Genomic DNA, 16,306 nt, shown 5'->3' with positions numbered 1-16,306 from the left:
CCCTACTGATCGTCGCAAACGCCCGGTGCAGCGGCGACGTCCCCGTCAGCAACAGGAGGGGAACAAAAGCACGATCGACGGACACGCCACCCCATCAGCAAGGACTTTCTGCCTCCCCGTCGGCAGACGGGGAGGGCGGACACCCACCCAGGTACCCGCCCTTTCTCGCGGCGGCCCACCGCCGTCGCGCCGGGCCGTCCATCCCGCCCGTCACGCGCCTAGCCGCTCCGCAGTGCTCCGGACCGGCTGGTCACCGGTAGTTCACGAACTGGAGCGCGAAGTCGAAGTCCTTGCCCTTGAGCAGCGCGATGACGGTCTGAAGGTCGTCGCGGCTCTTGGAGCTGACGCGCAGCTCCTCGCCCTGGACCTGGGCCTTCACACCCTTCGGGCCCTCATCACGGATGATCTTCGCGACCTTCTTGGCGTTCTCCTGGGAGATGCCCTCCTCGATCGTGGCGAAGATCTTGTACTCCTTGCCGGAGAGCTGCGGCTCGCCCGCGTCCAGCGCCTTCAGCGAGATGCCACGCTTGATCAGCTTGGACTGGAAGACGTCGAGGACTGCCTTCACCCGGTCCTCGGAGTTCGCCTCCATGAGGATCTTGTCGCCGGACCACGAGATCGAGGCGCCCACGCCCTTGAAGTCGTAGCGCTGCGAGATCTCCTTGGCGGTCTGGTTGAGGGCGTTGTCGACCTCCTGCCGCTCGACCTTCGAGACGATGTCGAAACTGGAGTCGGCCATGTGCTGTGGCTCCTTGTATCGGGGTCCGTGTCGGTGCGTATCGGCGTACGTGGGGGCGACCGCCGAGCCCGGTGTGCAACCCGGGCCGCATCCGGATAAGCCTAGCCATCCCCGGTCCCCGGGGCGGAGATCAATCGGGTGGCGGACCACCCCTCGGCATCGGGTATTGTTTACGTCGTTGCCGGGGAACGCAGCCGAAAGGCAGTTCGAAGGACAACAACCCCGGCGGTGTGCCCGAGCGGCCAAAGGGAGCAGACTGTAAATCTGCCGGCTCAGCCTTCCCAGGTTCGAATCCTGGCGCCGCCACTTCGGGGAAGACCCCCTCAGCACTGTGGAAACACAGGGCTGAGGGGGTCTCTTCGTGTGCGGCCGTTCCCCGGGCAGACTGGCCCCATGACCACTCGACGCAGAAGGTGCCCCGAGTGCCGTCGGGAGATCGCCGTGGTTGCCGGGCGGTTCGCGCGGCACGATCCGCCCGGTGCGCGGAGCAGCGGGGAACTCGTCTCGTGCGCCGGTTCTCGGCGGCCCGCGGAACTCGGCGCCGCGCAACCGTCGTTGGACGGGTACGTCGTGCCCGAGTTCCCCGGTCAGCTGCCGCTGTTCTGAGGGCTCGGCGTTCTCAGTTGCCCGCCACCGACTTCACCGCCACCGACACCGGAGCCGAGCCGCTGACCAGCTCCAGGGTCAGCCCGGCCGTGGCCGGGGTGTCGATCAGCTCCGCCAGTACGGCGGCCACGTCGTCGCGCGGGATCGGGCCGCGGCCCGTGTGGGCCTCCAGGCGGACCAGGCCCGTGCCGGCGTCGTCCGTCAGCGCGCCGGGGCGCAGGATCGTCCAGTCCAGTGCGGTCAGGCCGCGCACGTACTCGTCCGCCTCGCCCTTCGCCCGCAGGTACACGTCGAAGATCTCGCTGCCCTCGTGCTGAGGGTCGGCACCCATGGACGACACGATCACGTACCGGCGCACACCCGCCCGCACCGCCGCGTCCGCGAACAGGATCGCCGCGTCCTTGTCCACCGTCTGCTTGCGGGCCGATCCGCTGCCCGGCCCTGCGCCCGCAGCGAAGACCGCCGCGTCCGCCCCCTGCAGATGCGCCGCGACCTCCTCCACCGTCGCCGACTCCAGGTCCAGCAGCACCGGTTCGGCACCCGCCTCCCGCAGATCGTCGCCCTGTTCGGCGCGGCGGATGATGCCCGCGACCTCGTCCCCGCGCGCGGAGAGCAGCCGCTCCAGCCGCAGCGCGATCTGACCATGACCTCCAGCGATGACTGTGCGCATGTCTTCGACCGTACGCCCGGACGGCTGCATCCGCCGCATGAGTCCCCAGAGCCTCCGCGGCCCGACCGGCACCGCCCCGCAACCGCACCCGCCCCGACGTGGGCCCCACGCCTCACCCCGACGCCGCTCAGCGCCACTTACCCAGCGCGACAAGCCCTGCGCTCCGCGCACACAGGCCCCGACGATGCCACCCCGCCCACCCTCGAAACCCGGCCCCCACCGCCTCAGGAAACCTCCCCCCGCCCCTGCCGGGGCAACCCCAACTCCACCGCCGCCGCGGAGTTGCAGTACTCCCGCACCGCGCTCGTCCGCGCCACCACGCGCCCCCGATGCACCACGATCCGGCTGTACGCCAGCGACAACGCCCCCGCCAGCCGATCCCCCCGCACCGCCAATAGGTCCGCCGGAAAGCCCGCTTCGACCCGGACTTCGGGCAGACCCAGAACCGTCCGCGCCCCTGAACTCACCGTGTCATAGGCGTCCTCCGGGCTCAGCCCGTAGCGGGACGCCAGCAGATACGCCGCCTCCAAAGGGTCACCGCGGCCCACCGGGTTGGACACGTCCCGCAGCGCCCCGCTCCCCGCGGCCACCCGCACCCCGGCCGCGCGCAGCAGCCGTACCGGCGCCGTCCCGCGCTGCTCCACGCCCCCGCAGCCGCCCTGCGGCAGGCACACCACCGTCACGCCGGCCGCGGCGAGTTGGTCCGCCGTCCGGGCCGCCGCGTCGGCCGGGAGGCGCCCCAGGCCGCCGCACGGGCCGAGCGTCACGCCGGGGCGCAGGCCGCCCGCCATGGCCGCCAGCCGGGACAGCCGCGCCGGGTCGTCGGCGTCCGTGTGCAGGTCGACCGGGCAGCCGTGCTCGGAGGCCAGTTCCAGGACCGCCTCCACGTACCCCGTCGGATCGGGATCCAGATCCGGACAGCCGCCCACCACCGCCGCGCCCATCTTCAGCGCGTCCCGCAGCATCGCCAGCCCGTCCGCCCCGGCCACGCCGGTCAGCAGCCGCGGCATCGCCACCGCGGTCAGCTCGGTGAGCCCGCGCAGCGAGCGCCGGGCGCGCAGGACGGCGGACAGCGCGCCGAGCCCCGGGACGTCGCCCACCCGCACGTGGGCCCGCACCGCGGTCGCGCCGTGGCCGAGCTGCAGCAGCGCCGCCTCCGTGACCCGGCGCTGGACGTCCTGGGGGTCGTAGGAGACCGGGCCGTCCGCGTCGGCGGAGAGGGCGGTGTCGCCGTGGGCGTGCGGATCGGCGGGGGCCGGCAGGAGCAGGTAGCCGGTGAGGTCCACCCGCGAGCCGCACGCGCGCGTGCCGCTCGCCGCCAGGCTTCCCGCCGTGCCCACCGCCTCGATGCGACCACCGCCCAGCCGGACGTCCACGGTCCGGCCGTCGGCGAGCCGTGCCCCGCAGAGCAGCAGGGCGGCCGGATCGGACGGACCGGACGACCCCGGGGACGACGACGAGGACGACGAATGATGCGGCTGGGGCTGGCTGTCGGGCATCGCGCTCCAGGTGCTCGCTGCTCGGGCTGCGCGGCGGACTGCGCGGGGACGCAAGATCACGCAGAGTGCGTCGAGCCTAGGACGGTGATCCGCTCGCGGCCGGGAGGAGCGCAATAGTCGTACCGGTGTGGTCCGCCATGCGGGAGCTGGGGCGATGGCCTACGGCGGGGGCGGCCGAGGCGCCTGGGAAGCGCGCCGGAACAGGGTGCCGAGGGCGCCGCGAAACGGATTTGGGTGAACGGCTGCCGAGCGTGTAATGTCTTCATCGCTCGCCCCAATAGCTCAGTCGGTAGAGCGTCTCCATGGTAAGGAGAAGGTCTACGGTTCGATTCCGTATTGGGGCTCTGGTGTGAGAGGTTCCCGTCGCAAGGCGGGAACTGATCGCATCACAGCGGTGTAGCTCAGTCGGTAGAGCAAGCGGCTCATAATCGCTGTGTCACCGGTTCAAGTCCGGTCACCGCTACTGACAGTAGCCGATTGCGGGGTCGGTCCTTCGATCGGCTACTCTTGCTTGCGTTCATGTCCTATCCGTTCGTCAAGGAGCACTCACGTGGCTGCCACCGACGTCCGCCCGAAGATCACGCTGGCCTGCGTGGAGTGCAAGGAGCGGAACTACATCACCAAGAAGAACCGGCGTAACAACCCGGACCGTCTTGAGATGAAGAAGCACTGCCCGCGTTGCAATGCGCACACCGCGCACCGCGAAACGCGATAAATCAGGCTCGTACACGAGGCCGTCCCCGCACTCCGGGGGCGGCCTCGTGTCGTTTCGTCGGCCGGTCGACGGCCGGTTCGCAGATCCCGGGAAACCACACGCTGACTCCAGGAGGTGCCGAGCCCATGGCGCTCGACCAGTCCTTCGTCGGGCGGACCTATCCGCCCACCGACCCCTACGAGGTCGGCCGCGAGAAGATCCGTGAGTTCGCGGAGGCGGTGGGGGACGCCAATCCGGCGTACACCGACCCGGAAGCCGCCAAGGCGCTCGGCCACCCCGATGTGATCGCCCCGCCCACCTTCGTGTTCGCCATCACCTTCAAGGCGGCCGGAGAGGTCATCGCCGACCCCCAGCTCGGCCTCGACTACAGCCGGGTGGTGCACGGCGACCAGAAGTTCGCCTACGCCCGCCCGGTCCGGGCCGGCGACCGGCTCACGGTCACCTCGACCATCGAGGCGATCAAGTCCCTCGCCGGCAACGACATCCTGGACGTCCGCGGTGAGGTCCACGACGAGGCGGGCGAGCACGTCGTGACCGCCTGGACGAAGCTGGTCGCCCGCGCGGCCGAGGAGGCGTGAGCAATCCCATGACGGCGAAGATTTCGTACGCCGACGTCGAGGTCGGCACCGAGCTGCCCGCGCAGACGTTCCCCGTGACCCGTGCCGCGCTCGTCCAGTACGCGGGCGCCTCGGGCGACTTCAACCCGATCCACTGGAACGAGAAGTTCGCCAAGGAGGTCGGGCTGCCGGACGTCATCGCGCACGGCATGTTCACCATGGCCGAGGCGATCCGCGTGGTGACGGACTGGACCGGTGACCCGGGCGCGGTCGTCGAGTACGGCGTCCGCTTCACCAAGCCCGTCGTGGTCCCCAACGACGACCAGGGCGCCACGATCGAGGTCAGCGGCAAGGTCGCGGCCAAGCTCGACGACAACACCGTCCGCGTGGACCTGACGGCGACCAGCGCGGGCCAGAAGGTGCTCGGCATGTCCAGAGCGGTCGTACGACTGGCCTGACGGCACGCGCGCGGGGGGTGAGGTAAGGGGCGTTCTCCATGGTGGGGCGCCCCTTACGGCGTTGCGGCCCCCTACCGGCCCCAACGGGTGGGGGGTTGGCCCGGTTCCCTCGCCCTTGACTCAGTTAGTGATTGAGTACTAACTTACCGGCATGGTCAGGATGAGCGCAGAAGAGAGGCGCGAGAGCGTCATCCGTGCCGCGATGGGCGAGTTCGCCCGCACCGGTTATCACGGGACGTCGACCGAGACGATCGCCAAGCGGGTCGGTGTCTCGCAGCCGTATCTCTTCCGGCTCTTCCCGGGCAAGAAGGCGATCTTCCTGGCGGCGGCGGAGCGGTGTCTGGAGGACTCCATCCGCACCTTCTCGGAAGCGTCCGAGGGGCTGGAGGGCGAGGAGGCCCTGCATGCCATGGCGGACGCGTACACCAAGGTCATCGCGGAGCATCCTGAGCAGCTGCTCATGCAGATGCAGATGTACGTCGCCGTGGCGGCCGCCGAGCGGGAGGGCGAGCTGGAGCTCGGCGCCGCGGTGCGCGAGGGCTGGATGCGGCTGTGGGACACCGTCCATCTGCCGCTGGGCGCCGACGTCAAGGAGACGACGACCTTCATGGCGTACGGGATGCTCGTCAACTGCCTGGTCGCCATGGGATTCCCGCCCGAGCACCGGGTGTGGGAAGGGCTCTACCCGGCCGCCCGTACCAAGGGGCGGCTCGAACACTGACGCCAGGGAGAGGCGTTTCCGGCGCCTTTTCATGATCGTAAAAGTTAGTCATCAATAACTAACCATGCCGCGTGAGCACCCTCTGGGGGAGAGATGTCACAGCAGACCGCACCTCGCGGAGGGCCCGTCTGGGCTCTCGTCATCACCAGCGTCGCCGGATTCATGGCGGCCCTCGACAACCTCGTCGTCACCACCGCGCTGCCCTCCATCCGCGAAGACCTCGGCGGGGGGCTGCACGACCTGGAGTGGACGGTGAGCGCGTACACCCTCACCTTCGCCGTCCTGCTGATGTTCGGCGCGGCGCTCGGCGACCGGTTCGGCCGCCGCCGGCTCTTCCTCGTCGGCATCACGATCTTCACCGCCGCCTCCGCCGGCGCGGCCATGGCCCCCGGCATCGATTCCCTGATCGCCGCCCGCGCGGTGCAGGGCGTCGGCGCGGCGATCATGATGCCGCTGACGCTGACCCTGCTGACGGCCGCCGTGCCCGCCGCCAAGCGGGGGATGGCGTTCGGGATATGGGGAGCCGTCAACGGCCTCGCCGTGGCCTCCGGGCCGCTCATCGGCGGCAGCCTCACCGAACACATCTCCTGGCAGTGGATCTTCTGGCTGAACGTTCCGCTGGGCCTGATCCTGCTCCCGCTCGCCCGCCTCCGCCTCGCCGAGTCGCACGGCACCGGCGCCGCCCTCGACCTCCCCGGCACCCTCCTCGCCAGCGGTGGCCTCTTCGGCATCGTCTACGGCCTGGTCCGCGGCCCCGCCGACGGCTGGACCGCGCCCTCGGTCCTGACCGCCCTGTTCGCCGGAGGGGCGCTGCTCGCCGGGTTCGTCCTCTACAGCACCCGCGCCAAGAACCCCATGCTCCCGATGCGGCTGTTCCGCTCCCGCGCCTTCTCCGGGATCAACGCCGCCAGCATGCTGATGTTCCTCGGCATGTTCGGCTCGATCTTCCTGCTCAGCCAGTACATGCAGGGCGTGCTCGGCTACTCGCCCACCGAGGCCGGCCTGCGGATGCTGCCCTGGACCGGCATGCCGATGCTGGTCGCGCCGATCGCCGGCATCCTCTCCGACCGGATCGGCGGCCGCCCCGTCGTCGCCACCGGCCTCTTCCTCCAGGCCGCGGGCCTCGGCTACCTGGCCTGGGTCATCACCGCGGACGCCTCCTACGGCATCCAGCTGCCCGGTCTGATCATCAGCGGTATCGGCATGGCCCTGTTCTTCGCACCCGCCTCCGCCCTCGTCATGTCCAGCGTCCGGGCCGGCGAGCAGGGCATCGCCTCCGGCGCCAACAACGCCCTGCGCGAGGTCGGCGGCGCGCTCGGCATCGCCATCATGTCGTCGATCTTCGCGGCCCAAGGCGGCTACGAGACCGGACAGACCTTCGTCGACGGACTGAAGCCCGCCCTGGTGACCGGCGCCGCGCTGGTGGCCCTCGCCGGTGTCGCCGCCCTGATCATCCCCGGCCGGAGGCACACCGAGCCCGCCGGGACCCCGGACACCCCCGCCCCCGTGCTCGAGACCGCCGGACGCTGAGGAGAACGTCATGCCCACTCTTCCCTGGACCGCTCCGCACACCCCTGAGCACGGCGCCGAGGTGCACGTCTTCGCCTCCCGCTTCGAGACCCGCACCCTCGCGGGCGCGCTGAAGTTCTTCCTGCGCACCCCGGGCGTGTGGCGCCAGGTCAGCCGCGCCCCCGGCGCCTACGGGGCCACCCTCAGGGCGCAGCCCCTGCGGCGGACCTTCTGGACCCTGTCCGCCTGGGAGTCGCCCCAGGCCCTGAAGACCTTCGCCCGCTCCGGCCCGCACGCCCCGGCCTCCCGGGACCTGGCCCCCCTGATGCGGGACGCGAAGTTCGTCACCTGGACGGTGCGCGGCGACGAACTCCCGCTCGACTGGTCCGAGGCGATCCGCCGGCTGGGCTGAGTCCTGGACGACGTAACGGAGCGGCCCCGCCCGGACCGGTGGGGCCGTTCTCGTACCCTTGAGCGCGTGCAGGAACTCCACGACGCCCCCCTCGCCCCGCTGACCACCTTCCGCCTGGGCGGACCCGCCACCCGGCTGATCACCGCCACCACCGACGCCGAGGTGATCGCCGCCGTCCGCGAGGCCGACGCCGCGGGCACCCCCCTGCTGGTCATCGGCGGTGGTTCCAACCTGGTCATCGGCGACAAGGGCTTCGCGGGCACCGCCCTCGCCATCGCCACCCGGGGCGTCGAGCTCGACGGCACCCGCCTGGAACTGGCCGCAGGCGAGGTGTGGACCGACGCCGTCGCCCGCACCGTCGAGGCCGGACTCGCCGGCGTCGAATGCCTGGCCGGCATCCCCGGCTCGGCGGGTGCGACCCCGATCCAGAACGTCGGCGCGTACGGCCAGGAGGTCTCCGCCACGATCACCGAGGTCGCCGCCTACGACCGCCACCACGGCGAGACCGTCACGCTGACCAACGAGGAGTGCGCCTTCTCCTACCGCCACAGCCGCTTCAAGGCCGACCCCGAGCGGTACGTCGTCCTGCGCGTCCGCTTCGCCCTGGAGGACGCGGACGGACTGTCCGGGCCGATCAAGTACGCCGAGACCGCCCGCGCCCTCGGCGTCGAGCCCGGCGACCGGGTGCCGCTCGCCGACGCCCGCGAGACCGTCCTGAAGCTGCGGGCCGGAAAGGGCATGGTCCTCGACCCCGAGGATCACGACACCTGGTCCGCCGGATCCTTCTTCACCAACCCGATCCTCACCGACGAACAGTTCGCGGCCTTCCACGCACGCGTGCACGAGCGGCTCGGCGACACGGTGGAGCCCCCGGCCTACCCGGCGGGGGAGGGGCACACCAAGACCTCCGCCGCCTGGCTGATCGACAAGGCGGGCTTCACCAAGGGCTACGGAAGCGGGCCCGCCCGCATCTCCACCAAGCACACGCTCGCCCTCACCAACCGGGGCACGGCGACCACCGAGGACCTGCTCGCACTCGCCCGCGAGGTCGTCGCCGGAGTCCGCGAGGCCTTCGGAATCACCCTGGTCAACGAGCCGGTGACGGTCGGCGTCAGCCTGTAGAGCCTGTAAGCGCGGCTCTTTCGCGGCCCAATCTCCGTTGCGGGAGAGGGCGGGCAGCCCCGACCCTGGGGCCATGAGGCATCGCGCATGCGGCTGAGGCTGACCGAGTTCAGGCCGCGGACCGGACCCCACGCACACCGCGTGGTCCAGCCCCGGACCACCCTGCGGCACACCTCACTGACGGCGCCCGACCCCATCGGCCTGCTGCTCGGCGACCACGACGGACTCAGCCGGCTGGCGGGCCTGTTCTCCTTCGCCGCCTGCTCCCGGCACACCATCGTCCACATCCCGCTGCGCGACGGCGTCCCGCCCGACGAAGGCTGGGGCGAGCGGGTCGACCTCGTCCTGGCCCACCACACCCTCGGACTGCGCCCCAGCCAGTGGCCCGTACTCCGCCGCAAGCTGCGCGGGGGCACTCCCCTGACCGCCCGCACCGACGAGGCGCGCACCGCCCGGGACGCGCGGACCTGGCAGGCCCGGCGGGACCGCGACGAGCTGCGCCACACCACGCACGCCCGTACGTTCTTCCTGTTCGGCAGCCGGGACGTGTTCGCCGACACCGCCGTCGGCTTCGCCCACGCCGCAGGCTTCGGGCCGCACCACAAGCGGGTCGCTCAAGGGCACTCGGCGCTGATGACGGGACTGCCGCTGGCCCAGCCGCCCGGCGGCGGGCACCCCTACGAGGTCCTGATCTGCTTCAAGCCGTATCCGCCGTACGCCCACTTCAGGCGACCGGGCGAGTCAGCCACTCGTCCACCCCGGCCAGCAGCCGCGCCTTGACGTCCTCCGGCGCCGCCGACGCCCGTACCGACTGCCGGGCCAGCTCCGCCAGTTCCGCGTCCGTGAAGGCGTGGTGCCGGCGGGCGATCTCGTACTGCGCCGCCAGCCGCGAACCGAACAGCAGCGGGTCGTCCGCGCCCAGCGCCATCGGCACCCCGGCCTCGAACAACGTGCGCAGCGGCACGTCCGCCGGCTTCTCGTACACGCCCAGGGCCACGTTCGACGCCGGGCACACCTCGCACGTCACACCCCGGTCCGCCAGCCGCTTCAGCAGCCGCGGATCGTCCGCCGCACGCACCCCGTGGCCGATCCGGTGCGCGTCCAGGTCGTCCAGACAGTCACGCACCGACGCCGGGCCCGCCAGCTCACCGCCATGCGGAGCGGACAGCAGACCGCCCTCCCGCGCGATGGCGAACGCGCGGTCGAAGTCCCGCGCCATGCCCCGGCGCTCGTCGTTGGACAGCCCGAAGCCGACCACACCCCGGTCCGCGTACCGCACCGCCAGCCGCGCCAGCGTCCGCGCGTCCAGCGGATGCTTCATCCGGTTCGCCGCCACCACGACCCGCATCCCCAGGCCCGTCTCCCGCGACGTCGTCTCCACCGCGTCCAGGATGACCTCCAGAGCGGGGATCAGCCCGCCCAGACGAGGCGCGTACGAGGTCGGGTCCACCTGGATCTCCAGCCAGCCCGAGCCGTCCCGCACATCCTCCTCCGCGGCCTCCCGCACCAGCCGCTGGATGTCCTCCGGCTCCCGCAGACACGAACGCGCCGCGTCGTACAGCCGCTGGAAACGGAACCAGCCCCGCTCGTCCGTCGCCCGCAGGCTCGGCGGCTCCCCGCTCGTCAGGGCCTCCGTCAGCGCGTCGGGCAGCCGCACGCCGTGCTTGTCGGCCAGTTCCAGAACGGTGGCGGGGCGCATCGAACCGGTGAAGTGCAGGTGCAGATGGGCCTTCGGCAGCTGAGAGAGATCACGTACACGCTCCATCCCAGGATCCTGCCGCACGTCCGGGCCGCCCCGGTAGCGCTTTCCCCGTACGTGGTCTTGCTCGCACAAAGGAAGCACAAAGGAACAGGGCACCCGGGAAGCCCCAGGTGCCCTGCCCGCAGCGGTCTCGGCTACTTCGCCTCCGCCAGCAGCTTCTGGATCCGCGAGACACCCTCGACGAGATCCTCGTCGCCCAGCGCGTACGACAGCCGCAGATAGCCCGGCGTGCCGAAGGCCTCACCCGGGACGACCGCCACCTCGGCCTCCTCCAGGATCAGCTCGGCCAGCTCCACGCTGCTGCGCGGACGCTTGCCGCGGATCTCCTTGCCCAGCAGGCCCTTCACCGACGGGTACGCGTAGAAGGCGCCCTCGGGCTCCGGGCAGACCACGCCGTCGATCTCATTGAGCATCCGCACGATCGTCTTGCGGCGCCGGTCGAACGCCTCGCGCATCGTGGCGACGGCGTCCAGGTCACCGGCGACGGCGGCCAGCGCCGCGACCTGGGCGACGTTGGAGACGTTCGACGTGGCGTGCGACTGGAGGTTCGTCGCCGCCTTCACCACGTCCTTCGGGCCGATGATCCAGCCCACCCGCCAGCCCGTCATCGCGTACGTCTTGGCGACACCGTTGACCACGACGCACTTGTCCCGCAGCTCCGGCAGGATCCCGGGCAGCGAGGTGAAGGTCGCGTCGCCGTAGACCAGGTGCTCGTAGATCTCGTCCGTCATCACCCACAGGCCGTGCTCCACGGCCCAGCGGCCGATCGCCTCGGCGTCCGCGGCGCTGTAGACCGCGCCGGTGGGGTTGGAGGGGGAGACGAACAGGACGACCTTCGTCCGCTCCGTACGGGCCGCCTCCAGCTGCTCGACGGAGACGCGGTAGCCGGTCGTCTCGTCCGCGACGACCTCCACCGGGACACCGCCGGCCAGCCGGATCGACTCCGGGTACGTCGTCCAGTACGGCGCCGGGACGATCACCTCGTCGCCCGGGTCCAGGATCGCGGCGAAGGCCTCGTAGATGGCCTGCTTGCCGCCGTTGGTGACGAGGATCTGCGAGGCCTCGGGCTCGTAGCCGGAGTCCCGCAGCGTCTTCGCGGCGATCGCGGCCTTCAGCTCGGGCAAACCGCCGGCCGGGGTGTAGCGGTGGTACTTCGGGTTCTTGCACGCCTCGATGGCGGCCTCGACGATGTAGTCCGGGGTCGGGAAGTCGGGCTCACCGGCGCCGAAGCCGATCACCGGACGCCCGGCGGCCTTGAGAGCCTTGGCCTTGGCGTCCACGGCGAGGGTGGCGGACTCGGAGATCGCGCCGACTCGGGCGGAGACCCGGCGGTCGGTGGGAGGGGTTGCAGCGCTCATGGAGCCCATCGTTTCAGACCGGAAACTGCTCCGGCACGCGGGTTTCACGGACTGAACAACAGCTGAACAACCGTCCGGATCCGCGGCGCACGCTGGGCGATCTTCCATCTCCCCGGCTCCCACGGGGCACTTTCTGTTCGACGAGGCGCTTGAGAACACGTACACTCTCTCCTCGTTGGCCTCCAGCAGCCCGCACTCGTACGGTGCACACCGAGCACCCGTGTGGATGCGGTACGTTGGGGAACACACAAAGGGTCGTAGCTCAATTGGTAGAGCACTGGTCTCCAAAACCAGCGGTTGGGGGTTCAAGTCCCTCCGGCCCTGCTACACACACCTTCGCCAGGATGTGTGCGCAGGTACGTACAGCAATGCACCGCCGTGCGGCTCAGACCGGGCGCGGCACGGCCACGACCCGGAATCAGGTGAGGACGAGTGACGGACGCCGTGGGCTCCATCGACATGCCTGATGCCGAGGACGAGGCGCCGGATTCCCGGAAGACCCGCAAGGGCGGAAAGCGCGCCAAGAAGGGTCCGCTGAAGCGTCTTGCCCTCTTCTACCGCCAGATCGTCGCCGAGCTGCGCAAGGTCGTCTGGCCGTCGCGCAGCCAGCTGACGACCTACACGACCGTGGTGATTGTCTTCGTCGTCATCATGATCGGCCTGGTGACCGTGATTGACTATGGGCTCGACCACGCCGCCAAGTACATCTTCGGCTGAGCACAGAGCGAAGGGCGCCGCGGTTACCGGCGCCCCTTTTCGCATGTACCACCCCTATGTATCCAGGAAGAAGCAGCCACCGTGTCTGACCAGAACCTGAACGACGCCATCGAGCCCGACGAGACTGTCGAAGACGAGCTCGACATCGTCGAGGGCGCGGACGAGGACCTGGACGAGGTCGAGGCTGCCGACGCCGAGGCCGGCGAGCCCGCGGAGGAAGCGGCCCTCCACGTCGAGGACGAGGCCGAAGAGGCCGAGGACGAGATCGAGATCGAGGCCGCAGCCGAAGCCGAGGAAGAGCCGGCCGAGCCGGCCGACCCCGTCGCCGCCCTGCGCGAAGAGCTGCGGACCCTGCCCGGCGAGTGGTACGTCATCCACACCTACGCCGGTTACGAGAACCGCGTGAAGACCAACCTGGAGCAGCGCGCCGTCTCGCTGAACGTCGAGGACTACATCTTCCAGGCCGAAGTGCCGCAGGAAGAGGTCGTCCAGATCAAGAACGGCGACCGCAAGACGATCAAGCAGAACAAGCTCCCGGGTTACGTCCTGGTCCGCATGGACCTCACGAACGAGTCCTGGGGCGTCGTCCGCAACACGCCCGGCGTCACCGGCTTCGTGGGCAACGCCTACGACCCGTACCCGCTGACCCTGGACGAGATCGTCAAGATGCTCGCCCCCGAGGCCGAGGAGAAGGCAGCCCGCGAGGCCGCCGAGGCCGAGGGCAAGCCGGCGCCGCAGCGCAAGGTCGAGGTCCAGGTGCTGGACTTCGAGGTCGGCGACTCGGTCACCGTCACCGACGGCCCCTTCGCCACCCTCCAGGCCACGATCAACGAGATCAACGCCGACTCCAAGAAGGTCAAGGGTCTGGTGGAGATCTTCGGTCGCGAGACCCCGGTCGAGCTGTCGTTCGACCAGATCCAGAAGAACTAGATCTCACGCTTCCGGGCAGGTCAGGCGAACGCTCATGTGGGCGCCTGACCTGCTCGGTTTTTGGCCGCGCATCTATACCCGTTATCGTTGTGCGGTATGCCTTCATCCGGGACGCGACCCGGGTGGCGGCACACCCGATTCGAAAGGACCCGGAGAGCTATGCCTCCCAAGAAGAAGAAGGTCACGGGGCTCATCAAGCTCCAGATCCAGGCCGGTGCCGCCAACCCGGCTCCGCCGGTCGGCCCCGCGCTGGGTCAGCACGGCGTCAACATCATGGAGTTCTGCAAGGCCTACAACGCCGCGACCGAGTCGCAGCGTGGCTGGGTCATCCCGGTGGAGATCACGGTCTACGAGGACCGCTCCTTCACCTTCGTGACCAAGACGCCGCCGGCCGCCAAGATGATCCTCAAGGCCGCGGGCGTGGAGAAGGGCTCCGGCGAGCCGCACAAGACCAAGGTCGCCAAGATCACCCAGGCGCAGGTCCGCGAGATCGCCGAGACCAAGATGCCCGACCTCAACGCCAACGACCTGGACGCCGCGTCGAAGATCATCGCCGGCACCGCCCGTTCCATGGGCATCACGGTCGAGGGCTGAGCCCCAACCTCGTAGACCAGCAGTAGTGGCAGGGCCTGCTCGGCCCGGACCACGACTCCTAAGAAAACCCCAGGAGCAGTAGTGAGCAAGCGCAGCAAGTCTCTCCGCGCTGCGGACGCCAAGATCGACCGGGAGAAGCTCTACGCCCCGCTCGAGGCCGTCCGTCTCGCCAAGGAGACCTCCACGACCAAGTTCGACGGCACCGTCGAGGTCGCCTTCCGTCTGGGTGTCGACCCGCGCAAGGCCGACCAGATGGTCCGTGGCACCGTGAACCTCCCGCACGGCACCGGTAAGACCGCCCGGGTCCTGGTCTTCGCGACCGGTGACCGTGCCGAGGCCGCTCGTGCCGCGGGCGCCGACATCGTCGGCGCCGACGAGCTCATCGACGAGGTGTCGAAGGGCCGTCTGGACTTCGACGCCGTCGTCGCCACCCCGGACCTCATGGGCAAGGTCGGCCGCCTCGGCCGCGTGCTCGGTCCGCGTGGTCTGATGCCGAACCCGAAGACCGGCACCGTCACCCCCGATGTCACCAAGGCTGTCAACGACATCAAGGGCGGCAAGATCGAGTTCCGCGTCGACAAGCACTCGAACCTGCACTTCATCATCGGCAAGACGTCGTTCGACGACAGCAAGCTGGTGGAGAACTACGGCGCGGCCCTGGAGGAGATCCTCCGTCTGAAGCCGTCCGCCGCCAAGGGTCGCTACATCAAGAAGGCCGCCATCACCACCACGATCGGCCCCGGCATTCCGGTCGACCCCAACCGCACCCGCAACCTCCTCGTCGAGGAGGACCCGGCCGCGGTCTGAGCCATCGAGGCTCGCTGAAGTCGGCTACGGGCCCCGCACCTTCCCAGGTGCGGGGCCCGTTCCTGTTCCGGCGCAATTCAAGCGACCGCTCGCACCGCCATCGGTTAGGCTCACCGCTTCGCTGTGAATCGCTCATGTGTTCCTTGGGGGGAATCGATGACGGGGCCTTCTGTACGACGTTCCACGCGCGCTCGGACGATCGGCGCCGGGCTCGCCGCCGTGGCCCTCGCCGCCGGCGCGGTGAGCTGCGGCAAGGGCGAGGAGTCGCCGAAGATGTCACCCGCGGCGGCCGTTGCCAAGGCCGCCAAGAACTCTGACGACATCACCTCCCTGCGGTACCGCATGACGGGCGAGGTGCCGGAGCAGGGGCGGGTCAAGGCCGAGGCCTCCATGCGCATGAAGCCCACCCTGGCCATGAGCATGAAGATCACCGCCCTCGACGAGGGGGCGGACGGCTCCGCCGAGATCCGGCTCGTCGGCAAGGCCATGTACATCGGCGGGAACGCCGAGATGGCCAAGGAGATGGACGGCAAGTCCTGGATGAAGCTGGACATGTCCGCGCTCGGCGAGGACGCGCTCGGCGGAGGGGGAAACCCCGCCGCCGGCCGGGCCGAGCAGAACCCCGCGGCCGACTCCACGTTCCTCACCGGCGCCAAGGACGTGCGGGAGATCGGCACCGAGAAGGTCGACGGCGTCGAGACGACCCACTACCGGGGCACCGTCACCCTCGACGCGCTCCGCGACTCGCTCAAGGACGAGGACAAGGCCACGCGCGAGAAGCGTGAGAAGAGCATCGAGCAGTACGCGGACATGGGTGTCGACAAGCTCACGATGGACATGTGGGTCGACGGCGAGGACCACACCAAGCAGTTCCGGATGAAGGGCGCCGCCGACAAGGGCCCGCTCGATCTGACCATCACCTTCCTCGACTACAACGAGCCGGTGACCGTGCAGGCCCCGCCCGCCGAGGACACCGTCGACCTGGCCGAGATGATGAAGGACCTCGGCGAGAGCTGAGCGCCGTATGACCGGATTTGCTTCACGGCGATCCGGTCACGTACTCTCTTCCAGAAGCCAAAGACCGCTGGTCGTTGCCGTGCGCTCGTTCGAGGGCGCGGTGGCCGAAGGAT

Annotated in this window: 19 protein-coding genes and 4 tRNA genes; 18 read left to right on the top strand and 5 right to left on the bottom strand. The window is 70.0% G+C overall.

Annotated features, from left to right (window positions below; genetic code table 11):
• Nucleotides 1-250 precede the first annotated feature (250 nt).
• Nucleotides 251-739 (bottom strand): YajQ family cyclic di-GMP-binding protein, encoded by a 489-nt coding sequence (locus ACFYW5_RS04740; protein ID WP_389415448.1) that lies wholly within the window; start codon nucleotides 737-739, stop codon nucleotides 251-253.
• A 224-nt stretch (nucleotides 740-963) separates the two neighbouring features.
• On the opposite strand from ACFYW5_RS04740, the gene ACFYW5_RS04735 reads away from it, so the two are divergent.
• Together ACFYW5_RS04735 and ACFYW5_RS04730 are read left to right on the top strand one after the other, a co-directional pair.
• Nucleotides 964-1,045 (top strand) — tRNA-Tyr (locus ACFYW5_RS04735).
• 87 nt (nucleotides 1,046-1,132) lie between these two features.
• Nucleotides 1,133-1,345 carry a hypothetical protein gene (locus tag ACFYW5_RS04730; protein ID WP_250070935.1) on the top strand — a complete coding sequence of 71 codons (213 nt, stop codon included), beginning with the start codon at nucleotides 1,133-1,135 and terminating at the stop codon, nucleotides 1,343-1,345.
• A 13-nt stretch (nucleotides 1,346-1,358) separates the two neighbouring features.
• Here the strand turns inward: ACFYW5_RS04730 and ACFYW5_RS04725 are convergent, their stop codons facing one another.
• Both ACFYW5_RS04725 and ACFYW5_RS04720 read right to left on the bottom strand, forming a co-directional pair.
• Entirely contained in the window at nucleotides 1,359-2,015 is a 657-nt protein-coding gene (locus ACFYW5_RS04725; protein ID WP_389415447.1) for an SDR family oxidoreductase, read from the bottom strand.
• Nucleotides 2,016-2,239: 224 nt separating this feature from the next.
• Nucleotides 2,240-3,514: an amidohydrolase family protein gene (locus ACFYW5_RS04720; RefSeq protein ID WP_389415446.1), complete on the bottom strand. Its 1,275-nt coding sequence runs from the start codon at nucleotides 3,512-3,514 to the stop codon at nucleotides 2,240-2,242.
• A gap of 271 nt (nucleotides 3,515-3,785) precedes the next feature.
• On the opposite strand from ACFYW5_RS04720, the gene ACFYW5_RS04715 reads away from it, so the two are divergent.
• From ACFYW5_RS04715 to ACFYW5_RS04670, 10 genes are all read left to right on the top strand, one after another.
• Nucleotides 3,786-3,858: transfer RNA gene (locus ACFYW5_RS04715), tRNA-Thr, on the top strand.
• Between the two features lie 46 nt (nucleotides 3,859-3,904).
• Nucleotides 3,905-3,977 (top strand) — tRNA-Met (locus ACFYW5_RS04710).
• Between the two features lie 87 nt (nucleotides 3,978-4,064).
• Complete coding sequence (gene rpmG / locus ACFYW5_RS04705; RefSeq protein WP_003948671.1) at nucleotides 4,065-4,229, top strand: 50S ribosomal protein L33; 165 nt, start codon at nucleotides 4,065-4,067, stop codon at nucleotides 4,227-4,229.
• A gap of 125 nt (nucleotides 4,230-4,354) precedes the next feature.
• Nucleotides 4,355-4,807 (top strand): MaoC family dehydratase N-terminal domain-containing protein, encoded by a 453-nt coding sequence (locus ACFYW5_RS04700; RefSeq protein WP_389415445.1) that lies wholly within the window; start codon nucleotides 4,355-4,357, stop codon nucleotides 4,805-4,807.
• Nucleotides 4,808-4,815: 8 nt separating this feature from the next.
• On the top strand, nucleotides 4,816-5,244 hold the full coding sequence (locus tag ACFYW5_RS04695) for a MaoC family dehydratase (protein WP_389415642.1): 429 nt from the start codon (nucleotides 4,816-4,818) through the stop codon (nucleotides 5,242-5,244).
• Nucleotides 5,245-5,395: 151 nt separating this feature from the next.
• A complete protein-coding gene (locus ACFYW5_RS04690; RefSeq protein WP_389415444.1) occupies nucleotides 5,396-5,965 on the top strand; it encodes a TetR/AcrR family transcriptional regulator in 570 nt (189 codons plus the stop codon).
• A 93-nt stretch (nucleotides 5,966-6,058) separates the two neighbouring features.
• Nucleotides 6,059-7,495: an MFS transporter gene (locus tag ACFYW5_RS04685; protein ID WP_389415443.1), complete on the top strand. Its 1,437-nt coding sequence runs from the start codon at nucleotides 6,059-6,061 to the stop codon at nucleotides 7,493-7,495.
• 10 nt (nucleotides 7,496-7,505) lie between these two features.
• Nucleotides 7,506-7,886, top strand: a complete 381-nt coding sequence (locus tag ACFYW5_RS04680) for a DUF3291 domain-containing protein (RefSeq protein WP_389415442.1) — start codon at nucleotides 7,506-7,508, stop codon at nucleotides 7,884-7,886.
• 3 nt (nucleotides 7,887-7,889) lie between these two features.
• A complete protein-coding gene (locus ACFYW5_RS04675; RefSeq protein ID WP_389415641.1) occupies nucleotides 7,890-9,008 on the top strand; it encodes a UDP-N-acetylmuramate dehydrogenase in 1,119 nt (372 codons plus the stop codon).
• Nucleotides 9,009-9,095: 87 nt separating this feature from the next.
• On the top strand, nucleotides 9,096-9,788 hold the full coding sequence (locus tag ACFYW5_RS04670; protein WP_389415441.1) for a hypothetical protein: 693 nt from the start codon (nucleotides 9,096-9,098) through the stop codon (nucleotides 9,786-9,788).
• On the opposite strand, the gene ACFYW5_RS04665 is transcribed toward ACFYW5_RS04670, so the two are convergent.
• Nucleotides 9,733-10,773, bottom strand: a complete 1,041-nt coding sequence (locus ACFYW5_RS04665; protein WP_389415440.1) for an adenosine deaminase — start codon at nucleotides 10,771-10,773, stop codon at nucleotides 9,733-9,735. The two genes, ACFYW5_RS04670 and ACFYW5_RS04665, sit on opposite strands and share 56 nt — an antisense overlap.
• A gap of 131 nt (nucleotides 10,774-10,904) precedes the next feature.
• Nucleotides 10,905-12,128: a pyridoxal phosphate-dependent aminotransferase gene (locus ACFYW5_RS04660; protein WP_389415439.1), complete on the bottom strand. Its 1,224-nt coding sequence runs from the start codon at nucleotides 12,126-12,128 to the stop codon at nucleotides 10,905-10,907.
• 251 nt (nucleotides 12,129-12,379) lie between these two features.
• Between ACFYW5_RS04660 and ACFYW5_RS04655 the strand changes: the two genes are divergently transcribed.
• From ACFYW5_RS04655 to ACFYW5_RS04630, 6 genes are all read left to right on the top strand, one after another.
• Nucleotides 12,380-12,452 (top strand) — tRNA-Trp (locus ACFYW5_RS04655).
• 108 nt (nucleotides 12,453-12,560) lie between these two features.
• Entirely contained in the window at nucleotides 12,561-12,845 is a 285-nt protein-coding gene (secE, locus tag ACFYW5_RS04650; RefSeq protein WP_389415438.1) for a preprotein translocase subunit SecE, read from the top strand.
• An 81-nt stretch (nucleotides 12,846-12,926) separates the two neighbouring features.
• The gene (nusG, locus tag ACFYW5_RS04645) at nucleotides 12,927-13,775 is read left to right on the top strand and encodes a transcription termination/antitermination protein NusG (protein ID WP_389415437.1); all 849 of its coding nucleotides are present in this window, start codon (nucleotides 12,927-12,929) and stop codon (nucleotides 13,773-13,775) included.
• A 159-nt stretch (nucleotides 13,776-13,934) separates the two neighbouring features.
• The gene (rplK, locus tag ACFYW5_RS04640; protein ID WP_250070948.1) at nucleotides 13,935-14,369 is read left to right on the top strand and encodes a 50S ribosomal protein L11; all 435 of its coding nucleotides are present in this window, start codon (nucleotides 13,935-13,937) and stop codon (nucleotides 14,367-14,369) included.
• Between the two features lie 81 nt (nucleotides 14,370-14,450).
• On the top strand, nucleotides 14,451-15,176 hold the full coding sequence (rplA, locus tag ACFYW5_RS04635) for a 50S ribosomal protein L1 (protein ID WP_389415436.1): 726 nt from the start codon (nucleotides 14,451-14,453) through the stop codon (nucleotides 15,174-15,176).
• A gap of 156 nt (nucleotides 15,177-15,332) precedes the next feature.
• The gene (locus tag ACFYW5_RS04630; protein ID WP_389415435.1) at nucleotides 15,333-16,193 is read left to right on the top strand and encodes a DUF1396 domain-containing protein; all 861 of its coding nucleotides are present in this window, start codon (nucleotides 15,333-15,335) and stop codon (nucleotides 16,191-16,193) included.
• Nucleotides 16,194-16,306 lie beyond the last annotated feature (113 nt).

The sequence above is a fragment of the Streptomyces sp. NPDC002779 genome, from assembly GCF_042888685.1.
Classification (GTDB): Bacteria; Actinomycetota; Actinomycetes; order Streptomycetales; family Streptomycetaceae; genus Streptomyces.
Note: the sequence above shows the minus strand (reverse complement) of the source record. Positions and strands in the feature narration are given on the sequence as shown.

Coding starts and splice junctions, on each gene's coding strand:
- ACFYW5_RS04665 (WP_389415440.1), bottom strand. CDS start 10,773: ATGGAGCGTGTACGTGATCTCTCTCAGCTGCCGAAGGCCCATCTGCAC.
- ACFYW5_RS04680 (WP_389415442.1), top strand. CDS start 7,506: ATGCCCACTCTTCCCTGGACCGCTCCGCACACCCCTGAGCACGGCGCC.
- ACFYW5_RS04720 (WP_389415446.1), bottom strand. CDS start 3,514: ATGCCCGACAGCCAGCCCCAGCCGCATCATTCGTCGTCCTCGTCGTCG.
- ACFYW5_RS04700 (WP_389415445.1), top strand. CDS start 4,355: ATGGCGCTCGACCAGTCCTTCGTCGGGCGGACCTATCCGCCCACCGAC.
- ACFYW5_RS04690 (WP_389415444.1), top strand. CDS start 5,396: ATGGTCAGGATGAGCGCAGAAGAGAGGCGCGAGAGCGTCATCCGTGCC.
- ACFYW5_RS04725 (WP_389415447.1), bottom strand. CDS start 2,015: ATGCGCACAGTCATCGCTGGAGGTCATGGTCAGATCGCGCTGCGGCTG.
- ACFYW5_RS04660 (WP_389415439.1), bottom strand. CDS start 12,128: ATGAGCGCTGCAACCCCTCCCACCGACCGCCGGGTCTCCGCCCGAGTC.
- ACFYW5_RS04630 (WP_389415435.1), top strand. CDS start 15,333: ATGACGGGGCCTTCTGTACGACGTTCCACGCGCGCTCGGACGATCGGC.
- rplK (WP_250070948.1), top strand. CDS start 13,935: ATGCCTCCCAAGAAGAAGAAGGTCACGGGGCTCATCAAGCTCCAGATC.
- ACFYW5_RS04695 (WP_389415642.1), top strand. CDS start 4,816: ATGACGGCGAAGATTTCGTACGCCGACGTCGAGGTCGGCACCGAGCTG.
- ACFYW5_RS04685 (WP_389415443.1), top strand. CDS start 6,059: ATGTCACAGCAGACCGCACCTCGCGGAGGGCCCGTCTGGGCTCTCGTC.
- ACFYW5_RS04730 (WP_250070935.1), top strand. CDS start 1,133: ATGACCACTCGACGCAGAAGGTGCCCCGAGTGCCGTCGGGAGATCGCC.
- ACFYW5_RS04670 (WP_389415441.1), top strand. CDS start 9,096: ATGCGGCTGAGGCTGACCGAGTTCAGGCCGCGGACCGGACCCCACGCA.
- ACFYW5_RS04740 (WP_389415448.1), bottom strand. CDS start 739: ATGGCCGACTCCAGTTTCGACATCGTCTCGAAGGTCGAGCGGCAGGAG.